Source organism: Undibacterium sp. Ji83W (assembly GCF_049340385.1).
GTDB lineage: Bacteria > Pseudomonadota > Gammaproteobacteria > Burkholderiales > Burkholderiaceae_D > Undibacterium.
The window spans coordinates 196,737-208,525 of record NZ_JBMPOZ010000011.1; the positions used below are offsets into that span (position 1 = coordinate 196,737).

The window sequence follows — 11,789 nt, forward strand, 5'->3', positions numbered from 1 at the left end:
AGCAAGTGATGAAAGACGTATCAGGCAGGATGAACAAGGCGTTGCTGCTCATGCGAATCATGGTGTGCAGCGTCTTGTTGGTGGCAATGCCATCTGCGCAAGCCGCCATGCGCGCTATACCAGAAGCCCAACTGGTAAATCAGGATGGCAAAAACGTCGCCTTCTACCGTGACCTGGTGCAAGGCAAGACAGCGGTCGTCAATTTCATCTTCACGTCCTGCACCATGATTTGCCCCACCCAAACAGCCACCTTGCGCCAGGTACAGCGTGAGCTTGGCACGCGGGTAGGGCGCGACGTGGTTTTCATATCCATCAGCATAGACCCCAATACCGACCAGCCCGCACGTCTCAAAGCCTTTGCCCAGCAGTTTGAGGCAGGCCCAGGCTGGCAGTTTTTGACGGGTAATAAATCTGTCGTCGACAAGTTATTGCGATCCCTCAATGCCGGTGTTGGCGACATCAGCAATCACAGCGGCCTTGTGCTGGTCATCAATGAAAAAAAACAGGCCTGGCAACAACTGGCCAGCATGCCTGAGGCCAAGCTTATCCAGAGCACTGTCGAACAAGTGGCCGGGCCTGACCCCGCCATGCAGGCCGCCAATGGCCGCTACTTCCCCAATCTACCTTTGCAAACGCAAGACGGTAAAACCGTGCATTTTTTTGATGACGTCATGAAAGACAAAGTCGTACTCATCAATTTCATCTTCACCACCTGCCCCGGCATCTGTTCACCCATGACGGCCAACCTCGCCAAGGTACAACCCCTGCTTGACCCGCGCGTGCAAATGGTCAGCATCACGGTAGACCCCGACACCGATACCCCCAAGGTCTTGAAAGACTTTGCCAGCAAGTTCAAGGTGCGCCCAGGCTGGTTATTTTTGACTGGCAGTTCAGAAAACATCAGCACTGTTGCAAAAAAACTGGGTGGCAGTGGCGAAGACAAAGATGCCCACAGCGGCATTTTATTGGCAGGCAATGTACAGACCGGCGACTGGAAAAAAATCTATGCGACAGCAAAGCCAGAAGATATTGCCCTTGCCGTAGGAAAGCTGTTGCCAGCAAGATGATGGCAAGGTTTTGGACTGTACTTCCCGTTTTGCTCTGGCTGTTCAGTGCTGGCATTGCCACCGCCGCAGATGAGCAAGCCTGGCAACGCGGCCAGGCCATGTACCACAAAGGCTGGAACGGCCAGGCTGCCTGCGTGCGTTGCCATGGCAATCAAGGCCAAGGGCGCGAAGAAGGCGGCTTGCGTGCCCCGCCTCTGGCAGGCAAACCAGATCAGCAGCACCTGCAACGCGCCCTGCTTGAAGGCGTGGGCAGCAATGGCCAGACCCTGCATCCCCTCATGCCCCGTTACCACATCGATGCGGCGAGCCTGAATGATTTGCTCGCTTACCTGAACGTCATCGGCACAGATACGCCCGGCCTCACTGACACAAGGCTGCGTGTCGGCGTTTCTTTACCGGCCAACGTTTACGGTGCCGCCATACAGGCAGGCTTGAACAGGGCTTTTGATCAGGTCGCCAATGGCGTATATGGACGCAAGCTGGAACTGCTGGTCAATCCTGCATCAGATCAGGTGTTTGTCGAAGTCGCCAGCTTGCAAGCTGGCTTACAGGCCATCTCCTATTCTGCAACTGATGCTAACAAACTGGCAGTCATCGGCTCCTTACCCTTGCCAGGTGTCGCGAATTTTTCCGACATGCCTGCATCAAACAATTTCTACCTCTTGCCCTCCATACGCGAGCAAGCCAGCGCTTTACTGACCCAGGCTGCACTAGATGCTCGCAGCGATATTTCCGGTTCTGCTCCCGACAATGTTCCTGGCAATAAAGCGTCACAACAACTGACCTTGATCTATGACCTGGGCAATGATCCCGCCTTGCATGCATTGCTCAAAGAGTTGCGCGAGCAAGCACGGGTAAATCACCAGTCCCTGCGCGAGCAAATATGGTCAGCCAAAGTCCGCAAGCCAGGCGAAGCGGTGATTTATCTTGGCAGCGCCGCCAATTTGCGTGAAGTACTGGCAAGCATAGGCGACGGTCTGGTATATGCCAGCGCCATCCACATAGGCCACGCCAGCCTGCAACTGCCACCCGCACAAGCAGCCCGTCTGCGCCTGCTTTTACCATGGCACACCAGCAGCCCGGTGTTTGACCTGCCCACCGCCTACAGTGACGCCGCCTACGCGGCAGGCATGGTACTCATAGAAGCACTCAAGCGCAGTGGCCGCCAGCTTGGCCGTGCCGAGTTGCTGCAACAACTGGACCAGCTCAGGGATTTTACTGTTGCGGGATTTGGCAAGATAGGCTTTCACCCCGGCCAACACCATGGCAGCCATGGCGGGCAATTACTCGCCGTAGATGCCGAACATGGCATATTCACGGTTTTGCGTACCTGGTAGCTGCATTTGCGTCGCCGAATTTGCGGCGCAAAAAAAGCCAGCAAATAATGCCAGCAAATAATCATTGATGCCCGTTCATTGTGTGAGTAGCACGAAGAAAACCTTGAGCGGAACTGTTTTTTAAAGGGTAAGGTCAAACAGGCTGTTTCCACACTTAAGACGCCTTTGATGCAAGAACGCCAGCGCATGTTGATGAATGAACGCAGTTTGCAATCTTTCGTTTCCTTCATCATCGCCACACTGATCACTGCCTTGTTTTTATTCCAGCTCGTCAGGCCATGGCATATAAAGCCTGCGCCTGCCACCGCCTATATAGGCCTGGACTTGTCATCCCTGGCCGTGAACATGCCCAAATCGCCGGTCAAAAAAGATAAGCCCTCCACCAGCAGCACTGTCATCCCCAAAAAATTGAACGGCAAATAAATAAGCCAGCAAGCGCCACGCCGCATCATCCTCAACAAACAGTTGCGCAGCCAACGCCGCAAGCAGAGCAGCAGGATGCCACTACAGACTTCCCGGCTGGGCAGAAATCCGACGCACCAGCTCCGCTGAATATAGGCAGGGATGCCATTGCAAAAGCTTATGCAGACAGCCAGAGTGATATGCAGAAAATGGCTGGTCAGGCTGGTAAGATGCTGGAAACGGTAGAGGCCAGCAAGAACAAAAAATTCGGCCACGCAGTCAGCCAGGCCAAGATAGAAGATTGCATCAAACCCAATCCTGAGGGCATCACCATAGGGCAAACCACTTTTAAAGGTTATTTTGCCGCTGCAGCACTAGCCTATAATGCCGTGACGGGGCAGTGCAAGTAGTACGGTATTTCCTGTCCTGATGTACAAACTTGGTTAGACTATGGGCTGTACACCGTTTATTTACCGCCCAGGATCACCCACGTGTTTTTTATCAAATTGCAGACCTTGCTCAAAACCGGCATGGCTGCGCTCATGTTCAGCTCCCTTTTTATTATTTCCACGCCAGCCGCAGCGGCTGTGACCGGCTATTCTGGCATCATTACCCCGCAACCCAGCCGCCTGCTGTCTGACTATACCCACACCGCCTGGAATGGTCTCAACGGCGCGCCCAATGACGTACTCAAGTTCGCCCAGACCACCGATGGCTGGTTATGGATGGCCACGCCCACAGGATTATTCCGCTTTGACGGCGTCCGTTTTGAACGCATGGACAAAGTCCAGGGTCACCCCCTGCAATCCAGCAACGTGCTGGGTTTGCTGGGCACGCCAGATGGCAGCTTGTGGGTAGGCTACCGTTTCGGTGGCATCAGCGTGTTCAAGAGCAATACCGTGCGCACTTATACCGAGGCAGACGGCCTGCCCGGCGGCACCATCATGAGCATGACCATGGGGCCGGACGGCAGCATCTGGGCCGCTACCCGCGAAGGGCTGGCCGTATTGGCACCAGCAGCACAGCGCTTCAGCCGCGTTGGCACTGAGACCGGTTTGCCGCAATTCATGGCAAGGCAAATCCTGTTTGACAAGGCAGGTGTGCAATGGGTGTCGGTCAAAGGGGGCGTCTACTTCCGCCGCCCTGGTGAAACCCGCTATACCCAGGCCTGGCCCAAACTCGATTTAATGGCCATGGCAGAAAGCCCCGACGGCATGCTCTGGGCATCAGATGGTGCCTATAAATTCTACCGCATGAGCACCAGCGCACCAGCAGGTAACCCGGTGCCCAAGGCTGAGATAGAAGGCAATGGCATGCACTTTGACCGCGACGGCGTCATGTGGATATTGCGCACCCACGCTCTCGAACGCCGCCGCGCACCATGGGCAGCCAACAGCGGGCTCGACCAGTTGTTAACCAAAGAGAGCGGCATGAGCGGCCCCCTGCCGCAAACCTTCTTCCAGGACAGGGAAGGCAATATCTGGATAGGCACATCCCACGGGCTAGACCGCCTGCGCCGCAACCGCCTGCACATCTTGCCGGTGGCTCTGCCGTTTGACCATCCCTCCATGGTCAGTGTGGGTAATGGTGAAGTCATGACCGCAGATTTTGCCGGGCCTGTACGCAGCTTCAAGGCCAATGGCGACTACCTGGAAGAACTGAATACGCATTTCAGCATGAGTTATCGCGCTGACGATGGCAAGCTTTGGTTAGGCAACGATAACGCACTGTGGCGGCGCGATGCCAACAAGTTTGCCATCTTCCCCATGCCGCACGATGTCACTGGCAACCAAATCCAGGCCATGGTCATTGACCAGCAACAACAAAAATGGGTATCGGTATCGCGCAAGGGCCTGTTCCGTATCGACAATGACGAATGGCAATTGCAAAGCGGCCTCAATGGCCTGCCCACCGAGACCGTCATGAGCCTGGCCAAAGACACTTCTGGCCATATCTGGGCTGGTTATCTCAATAACTGCATCGCCCTTATTTACAGTAAACGCGTACAGCTATTTGGCAAAGAACAAGGCCTGGAACTTGGTAATGTACTTGCGCTGCAAGCAGATGGCGAACGTCTCTGGGCCGGTGGCGAATTTGGCCTGGCCCTGTACGATGGCAAGCGAGATGCTCAACATTTTGTGCAAATCAAAGTCAGCGGCCAACAAGCCTTAAGAGGCATCTCAGGCATAGTCCGCACCGCCGCCGGCGATCTCTGGTTGCATGGCGCAGATGGCATTAGCCGCATTTCTGCCAGCGAAGTTGAGCAGCTATTGCGTGACCCCGCTCATGCAGCAAATTACGAACGCTTCAATGCGCTCGATGGCTTGCTGGGCAGCCCATCGCAACTGCGTCCTTTGCCGTCGCTGATCGCCGCCAGTGACGGTAAGCTGTGGTTTTCTACCGCCAGCGAAATCGCTACCATAGACCCGCAAAATATCCCCCGCAATACACTGCCGCCAGCAGTAGAAATTACCGCCATCCGTGCCGGTGGCAAAGACTATATGGCACAGCCAGTCCTGCAACTGCCAAAAGAAAACCGCGACATCGAGATCAGCTTTACCGCACTCAGTCTCAGCATGCCAGAACGCATCAGCTTTCGCTACCAACTGCAAGGCTACGACAAAGGCTGGCAAGACCCGCATGGTCGCCGCGAAGCCTTCTACACCAATCTGCCGCCGGGCAATTACCGCTTCATGGTCAAGGCGGCAAATGAAGATGGCGTGTGGAATGAGCAAGGCGCGACCATGCAAATTGGCGTCACCCCCAGCTTTACCGAGACACCAGGCTTCATCATCCTGCTGCTCTTGCTGGCCGCGGCATTCTTGTATGCTCTCTACCTGCTGCGCATACGCTACCTGACAGCCCACATGCAAGACCTCATGCATGAAAGACTGGCAGAACGCGCCCGCATCGCCCGTGGCCTGCACGACACCCTGCTGCAAAGCGTGCAAGGCCTCATCATGTATTTTGATACCCAGGCCCGCCGCCTGCCCGGTGATTCAGAAGAGCGCGCCAAGCTGGAACAAACCCTGGACCTGGCCGACCAGCTCATGGTCGAAGGTCGCGAACACATCATGGACCTGCGCAGCGAATCCGTACCCGAAGAGCTGGAACAAGCACTACAACAATACGGCAGCATCCTGCTCAATGAACGCTTCACCCTCACCCTGCGCGGCAAGCCCCGCTGGTTGTGCGAAGCTGTCCGCAATGAAATCCACGCCATCGCCCGCGAAGCCCTGCTCAACGCCGCCAGACATTCAAAAGCCAGCAAGGTCACGCTTGAACTCGAATACCAGCGCGACCACTTCACCCTGCGCGTCGCCGACAACGGCCAGGGCCTGCCCACCACCATCGCCCAGGCAGGCCACCGCGAAGGCCACTGGGGCCTGGTCGGCATGAAAGAACGCGCCGAGGCCATGGGTGCAAACTACCTCATGAAATCAGTGGAGGGTGAGGGTACGGCGATACAGGTCAGGTTGCCTGCGAACCTGGCTTATACCATGCCGGTTGGGGCTGCGTTTGAGGGATGGTCGTGGTTGGCGTGGATGAGGAGATGGTTCGGTCGGTAGTGACGATAGGTTTCATTCTTTACGTTATCGACCAGATAAAGCTTAAGATAATGTAATCACAATTTGGTAAATCAAAGTATCTCCGTATTCTTAGCATACGGTAGCAATGTTTTAGAGGCGAATGAAAAAAAATGATTAACAAAGACCTGCTTTATGCCCTGCAGACCCGCAGCAAACAAATGATTCGGTTATTGGATAACTTTACAGACGATATTAAAAATCATTCGTTAGAAGAGGGCTGGACGGTAGTTGCTGAAACCATTAAGTTGGTAAAGGAGCTTCCGCCGACTCAGAGCAAGTACAGCCACCTCATCAAGGCCATCAATCGCGCATGGTTGGCGTTTTGCGAGCAGTCGCCAACGGCGGCGAACCAGCTGTATGACGATGTCATCAGGGCACTCGAGGAAACTACATGGACAGATGTGGATGAAGCACAAATCGCATATCAACTGATCTATGCTTTTCACGATAACCATTTGCGTTTCCCGGGCTCAAATACCTACTTGCACCTTGCACTAAAGCAGCATTCGCCCAGACTCCTGGAGTTAGTTAAAAGGATAGTCGCCTACCCGACGCAGAAACTGTTTACGACGCCCGTCAAACCACAAACTGGTATCGGCGCCGATGCGATTGAAATGCTGCTCGAAATTTATTTTTATCATGGGGGGCTCAATCAGGTGGCCGATCTGAAGGCTGAGGTTGCTGGACTACTACCAGCTCTCGTGCGTGCGAATCTGGAAATAGGAAATGGTATTACCCTGTCTCTGATTGAACATACCCCCGAGCGCTCAGTTATTGTAAGCCAGCTCATCGAACTTTACATCATCGCTGGTGTGCACGACAACCTGGGAGGAATGTTCTATAGCATTATGCTGGAATTACTGGATAACAGCGGTGATAGCTTTATCTATGACGATCTGGACAAGATTACAGCGCAGATTGAAGTCTCTTCAAAACAATGGACCGCGAGCCAGTTAGAAACATTTACCCGCTACGCTTTCTTCTACGGCTTGAAAACCGATGAGGACAGGCGTTTGCTATTGACCAAATCGAAGAAAGCAATGCGCTTGTCGAAGGTGATTATTGATAGCGGATATTCTGGAGCCTGTATTGATATTTTAAGGTCGCTGCATCAGGGTATCGACTCACGCTCCTCCAGTCCGGCACCGTCCGTGCCGGGGACACATCAATTTAAAGACCTCAACTTCAAGCTGCTTGTCATACAGGAGCTAATGTACGTTCAGGAAAAACTCTTGCCACGCTTTGATGTAAATGAATTTATCCGGCAATGCACGGACCGCGAGATCATGATTGAGAAAGAGGGCTACGAGGTCATCCCGGAAGTGTTGGCGTATTTTAAAGCTTTGCTGATTCCATCGTCACTTTTGGCACAAGTGGAGAAACTAGCGTTTGATGGCGGTAACGAGATTTATCGTCAAATTTTCCCGTATTGGGATGGGGAGTGCGATACTTTCGATGTGGTATCTACAGAGGATATCAAGCTAGTTCCTAACTTGAAACGCCTGTCGTCCATGCCATCCCGGTTTGTAGAGCAGTATGGAGCGGAGCTGAGCAAAAAATCTATCGAAGTAAGCTATCTCGCGTAGATGCGGTTAGAGATGATGGGGGCGTAGCATAGCACCTTGCACTTGCCATTTTTGCTGATATTGTCTTCATGCTGGAACTGATTCTTGGCGTCAATATCATTCAAGTTGATGGACGGCGGTGCGCATGGCGAAGCTTGCTGACTGATATCATCAAATCGATAAGAGTAGTTACGGTTATTTCTGTAGAAGCGATAAATAGAGATGCCCATAGATCTGTTTTTTGAAAATCTGAAAAACCTGTTCCTTATTTCTAACCGAAATCTTCAAACCGTCATGCCAGACTTGATCTGGCATCCAGCGGCTTTCGTTGCGCGCTTGCACAGTTATTCGGGAATTGGATGCCGCACACGTCTTTTGCAAAGAGTAACAATAATTTGATGCCAGGGCCAAACGACACTGGATGCCGGATCAAGTCCGGCATGACGGGTTTGAGGGTAATGGTCAAAATAGATTAAGGCTCAATAAGCTCCGTACTGTAGGGCGCATTGTAATGCGCCGCATGCACGTAAAAAACGGTGCGCACGGCGCACCCTACAGAGTGCGGCCATGTGTAGGGTGCGCCATGCGCACCGTTGGGTACACGTAAATCAAAATATTACACATCAATCCTTCGGCGGTTCCCACAACTCCACCCGGTTACCCTCCGGGTCCATGACCCAGCCAAACTTGCCATATTCTGAGTCATCCACCTTGGCATCGACATCACATCCTTCTTCACGCAAAGCGGCGAGCAGGGCGTGCAGGTCATCGACGCGGTAGTTGATCATGAAGGGCTGGGTGCCAGGCGCAAAGTAGGTCGAATCGGCAGGGAATAATGACCAGGCTGTCTTGGCATCGTTGTTGGCACCATTGGCCTCGAATACTGCGCCACCCCATTCGCTCAGGTCAAAACCAAGATGATCGCGATACCATGCGCTCAAGGCTTTGGGATCTTTTGCTTTAAAAAACACGCCGCCTATGCCAACAACACGTTTCATATTGCCTCCTTGAAGATATCGATTGAAGTAGAAAAAATTATGTGACTAGTCGTTCACCACAGATCACAGATATTACCTGACCCCTTAATGCTGTGCAAACCGCCGCGCAAACCAGATCGCAGTGGATGGGTTGGCTCGGGCTTGCCGTCAAACCTGACAAACCATCATGCCGCCCTGAGCTGCTGCCCCAAATCCTCTTCCATCAGTGTCTCCAGAATAATCTCGCGCAATCTTTGTACCGCCATGTCCGGTTCAGCATCGAGCCTGTGTAAAGTCAGGCCCAGCATGGGTAAGGCGGGCAGGGCGGGGTTGTTGATGATGCGCAGGTGATTGGGCAGGCCAACGGCGGTGCGCACGGTCACGCCCAGGCCTGCGGCGACGGCGGCCCAGATGCCGCTGAGGCTGGGGCTGGTGAAGGATAAACGCCAGGGGATGTTGGCGCGGTCCAGTGCGCTGGTGGCACAGCTGCGCATGAGGCAGGGGGATTCGAAGGCGACTAAAGGCAAGGGTTCGTCGCCGGAATAGCTGGCTTGCAGTTGTGGGTCTGCCGGGCCTATCCAGTGCATGGCAAAGTTGCGCAGGTGTTCGCTGTGCGGGCTGGTGATGTTGGCGTCCCAGGTTAGCGCCAGGTCTAGCTGGCCGCCGGTGATGAGGTCGAGCAGGGTGGCGTTGCGGGCGATCTTGGCTTCTATCCTGACCCTGGGGTGGGCGCGGGCAAAGCGGCCCAGTACGTCGGTGAGTATGCGTTCACCAAAGTCTTCAGGTATGCCCAGCCTGATCCAGCCTTCGAGGTCAACACCGCGCACGGCGGCGGCGGCTTCGTCATTGAGTTCGAGCAGGCGGCGGCCATAGGCCAGCAGGGTTTCGCCCGCAGCCGTGGGCAGCATGCCGCGCCCGGACTTGCGCAGGATGGGGCTGCCGACCTGGTCTTCCAGTTTCTTGAGCTGGGCGCTGACGGCTGAGGTAGAGCGGCCCAGCCTGTCTGCCGCCTTGGCAAAGCTGCCCAGCTCTATGCCAGTGACAAAGGTGCGCATGACGTCGAGGTCGAAGGTGATCTTGCTCACTTAGTTGCTCCCATTGGTTACTCCCTTGGTTTGTTTATTTTTTGTCCATTCCGTTTTTTGGAATGATAGGTTTAAAATTATCTGATTTTATGGATGAAGATAGTCGGGTATCTTGTACTTGTCAACAACGCTTTTGGAGTCGCACCATGCAAATTCCCAGCACCATCGCCCGCGAACTGATGGGCGACATCGCCCCAAAATTTGCCGAGCTGACCGACCAGATCTTGTTCGATGACATCTGGCAAAGACCGGGACTGCCACCGCGTGAGCGCAGCCTCATTACAGTCGCCACGCTGATCGCGTTGAATCGCAGTGAGCAATTGCCCTTCCACATGCAAAGGGCGCTGGACAACGGCATCACGCATGCCGAGCTGGTGGAAATCATCACTCACCTGGCTTTTTATGCGGGTTGGCCTACGGCGGCATCTGCCATCAGCGTGCTACGTCAATTGGCTGCAAGCCAAACTATTTCAAAGTCAAAGGAGTAAATCATGCCCATGAGCCGCGTATCCCTGTTAAAGGGTAAATCACCTGAATACCTGCAAGCCTTGTCGGATGCTTTGCATCAGGCCTTGGTCGACGCATATGAAGTGCCACTACTCGACCGTTTCCAGGTCATTCATCAGCATGAAGCAAATGAACTGGTGTTTAACCGTAATTACCTCAGTCACCAGGACAAGCCAAGGTCGGACGATTTTGTGCTGATACAGATTACCGCTGGCCGCCAGCGTAGCGCAGCAACCAAGCAGGCGTTTTACCAGCGCCTGGTGAGTTTGCTGGCGGCATCACCCGGCATCAGGGCAGAGGATGTCATGGTCATCATCAATACCACGGCAGCAGAAGATTGGTCGTTTAGCGGTGGGGTGATGTATGACGGGGTGGCGCGGTATGGGTGAGGACGTTGCATTTACGTAGGTTGGGCTGGGTTGGTAGGTTGGGCTTCGCTTTATCAGCCCAACACTGGGCCTAAGCAAACGTATACGTCATTTAAACGCTGAGTGTTGGGCTGATAAACCGTAGCCCAACCTACAGACTACGAGGTATCAGCCTAACGAGGCCCGGCCCAATCTATGATCCCTGCAATTTATGAGAAAAATTTTCCGTCAAACCAACCGACAAAGGATCCCAACATGATCGCCATGCAATACAACTTCACCCTCCCTGCCGACTACGACATGGACATCGTCCGCCAGCGCATCGCCAGCAAGGGCCACATGCTGGACAACTTTCCTGGCCTGGCTTTCAAAGCCTATCTGCATGCCAGCAAAAGCAGCGAACTCACGGCATCCAGCCAGAATGTCTACGCTCCTTTCTACCTGTGGAACGACAACGATGGCATGAACAATTTCCTCTGCGGCGATGGCTTCAAGGCCGTCTCGCACGCCTTTGGCTGGCCTGCGGTCAAGCAATGGTCGGTATGGCATAGCCATGTCGATGCGCAAGTACGTGGTGCGAAATTCGCCACGCGCCAGGTCAGCACTATCGCGCCTTATACCGCACTGGGCGCATTGCGTGAACATGAAATCGAAACCGCAAAAAAATTCAGCCAGCAAGACGGTGTACTGGCAATGCTGGTGGCTTTTGATGCCAATGAATGGACAATGGTGCGCTTTACTTTATGGCGTGATGTGGCAGCGGCTAAAACAGCGATGCAATTTGCCGGGTCGCTTGCGGACGTACAGGCCTACGAAGTGGGGCATGTCTCGGCACCTGGGCATTGATGCGGGCATAGGCAGGCAGGTCCCTGTATCCGGGCCGGACGAAGG

General features: G+C 54.1%; 12 protein-coding genes. 9 read left to right on the forward strand and 3 right to left on the reverse strand.

Translation table 11 applies throughout. The features are described from left to right. Positions 1-8: 8 nt before the first annotated feature. The 6 genes from ACO0LD_RS18990 to ACO0LD_RS19015 all read left to right on the forward strand — a co-directional run bounded on the left by ACO0LD_RS18990 (position 9) and on the right by ACO0LD_RS19015 (position 7,982). On the forward strand, positions 9-1,067 hold the full coding sequence (locus ACO0LD_RS18990; protein ID WP_423009641.1) for an SCO family protein: 1,059 nt from the start codon (positions 9-11) through the stop codon (positions 1,065-1,067). After that, the gene (locus ACO0LD_RS18995; RefSeq protein ID WP_423009643.1) at positions 1,064-2,404 is read left to right on the forward strand and encodes a c-type cytochrome; all 1,341 of its coding nucleotides are present in this window, start codon (positions 1,064-1,066) and stop codon (positions 2,402-2,404) included. The genes ACO0LD_RS18990 and ACO0LD_RS18995 overlap by 4 nt, the downstream gene beginning before the upstream one ends. A 168-nt stretch (positions 2,405-2,572) precedes the next feature. Next, positions 2,573-2,827, forward strand: a complete 255-nt coding sequence (locus tag ACO0LD_RS19000; protein WP_423009645.1) for a hypothetical protein — start codon at positions 2,573-2,575, stop codon at positions 2,825-2,827. Between the two features lie 179 nt (positions 2,828-3,006). Then, a complete protein-coding gene (locus tag ACO0LD_RS19005; RefSeq protein ID WP_423009647.1) occupies positions 3,007-3,216 on the forward strand; it encodes a hypothetical protein in 210 nt (69 codons plus the stop codon). A gap of 81 nt (positions 3,217-3,297) precedes the next feature. Continuing rightward, positions 3,298-6,375: a two-component regulator propeller domain-containing protein gene (locus ACO0LD_RS19010; protein WP_423009649.1), complete on the forward strand. Its 3,078-nt coding sequence runs from the start codon at positions 3,298-3,300 to the stop codon at positions 6,373-6,375. A 131-nt stretch (positions 6,376-6,506) separates the two neighbouring features. Next, the gene (locus ACO0LD_RS19015; RefSeq protein ID WP_423009651.1) at positions 6,507-7,982 is read left to right on the forward strand and encodes a DUF6892 domain-containing protein; all 1,476 of its coding nucleotides are present in this window, start codon (positions 6,507-6,509) and stop codon (positions 7,980-7,982) included. Here ACO0LD_RS19015 and ACO0LD_RS19020 read toward each other — a convergent pair. From ACO0LD_RS19020 to ACO0LD_RS19030, 3 genes are all read right to left on the reverse strand, one after another. Continuing rightward, a complete protein-coding gene (locus tag ACO0LD_RS19020) occupies positions 7,970-8,191 on the reverse strand; it encodes a hypothetical protein (protein ID WP_423009653.1) in 222 nt (73 codons plus the stop codon). The genes ACO0LD_RS19015 and ACO0LD_RS19020 overlap by 13 nt on opposite strands. A 393-nt stretch (positions 8,192-8,584) precedes the next feature. Beyond that, positions 8,585-8,959: a VOC family protein gene (locus ACO0LD_RS19025; RefSeq protein WP_423009655.1), complete on the reverse strand. Its 375-nt coding sequence runs from the start codon at positions 8,957-8,959 to the stop codon at positions 8,585-8,587. 164 nt (positions 8,960-9,123) lie between these two features. Then, on the reverse strand, positions 9,124-10,023 hold the full coding sequence (locus ACO0LD_RS19030; RefSeq protein WP_423009657.1) for a LysR substrate-binding domain-containing protein: 900 nt from the start codon (positions 10,021-10,023) through the stop codon (positions 9,124-9,126). A 146-nt stretch (positions 10,024-10,169) separates the two neighbouring features. Between ACO0LD_RS19030 and ACO0LD_RS19035 the strand changes: the two genes are divergently transcribed. The 3 genes from ACO0LD_RS19035 to ACO0LD_RS19045 all read left to right on the forward strand — a co-directional run bounded on the left by ACO0LD_RS19035 (position 10,170) and on the right by ACO0LD_RS19045 (position 11,744). Beyond that, complete coding sequence (locus ACO0LD_RS19035; protein WP_423009659.1) at positions 10,170-10,511, forward strand: carboxymuconolactone decarboxylase family protein; 342 nt, start codon at positions 10,170-10,172, stop codon at positions 10,509-10,511. A gap of 3 nt (positions 10,512-10,514) precedes the next feature. Further along, positions 10,515-10,919 carry a tautomerase family protein gene (locus ACO0LD_RS19040; RefSeq protein ID WP_423009661.1) on the forward strand — a complete coding sequence of 135 codons (405 nt, stop codon included), beginning with the start codon at positions 10,515-10,517 and terminating at the stop codon, positions 10,917-10,919. 234 nt (positions 10,920-11,153) lie between these two features. Then, on the forward strand, positions 11,154-11,744 hold the full coding sequence (locus tag ACO0LD_RS19045; RefSeq protein ID WP_423009663.1) for a DUF4865 family protein: 591 nt from the start codon (positions 11,154-11,156) through the stop codon (positions 11,742-11,744). The last annotated feature ends 45 nt before the right edge of the window (positions 11,745-11,789 follow it).

Bases quoted from the DNA above. Each gene is read 5' to 3' on its own strand.
- ACO0LD_RS18995 (WP_423009643.1), top strand. From the start codon at position 1,064: ATGATGGCAAGGTTTTGGACTGTACTTCCCGTTTTGCTCTGGCTGTTC.
- ACO0LD_RS19005 (WP_423009647.1), top strand. From the start codon at position 3,007: ATGCAGAAAATGGCTGGTCAGGCTGGTAAGATGCTGGAAACGGTAGAG.
- ACO0LD_RS19015 (WP_423009651.1), top strand. From the start codon at position 6,507: ATGATTAACAAAGACCTGCTTTATGCCCTGCAGACCCGCAGCAAACAA.
- ACO0LD_RS19000 (WP_423009645.1), top strand. From the start codon at position 2,573: ATGCAAGAACGCCAGCGCATGTTGATGAATGAACGCAGTTTGCAATCT.
- ACO0LD_RS19025 (WP_423009655.1), bottom strand. From the start codon at position 8,959: ATGAAACGTGTTGTTGGCATAGGCGGCGTGTTTTTTAAAGCAAAAGAT.
- ACO0LD_RS19020 (WP_423009653.1), bottom strand. From the start codon at position 8,191: ATGGGCATCTCTATTTATCGCTTCTACAGAAATAACCGTAACTACTCT.
- ACO0LD_RS19045 (WP_423009663.1), top strand. From the start codon at position 11,154: ATGATCGCCATGCAATACAACTTCACCCTCCCTGCCGACTACGACATG.
- ACO0LD_RS18990 (WP_423009641.1), top strand. From the start codon at position 9: ATGAAAGACGTATCAGGCAGGATGAACAAGGCGTTGCTGCTCATGCGA.
- ACO0LD_RS19035 (WP_423009659.1), top strand. From the start codon at position 10,170: ATGCAAATTCCCAGCACCATCGCCCGCGAACTGATGGGCGACATCGCC.
- ACO0LD_RS19040 (WP_423009661.1), top strand. From the start codon at position 10,515: ATGCCCATGAGCCGCGTATCCCTGTTAAAGGGTAAATCACCTGAATAC.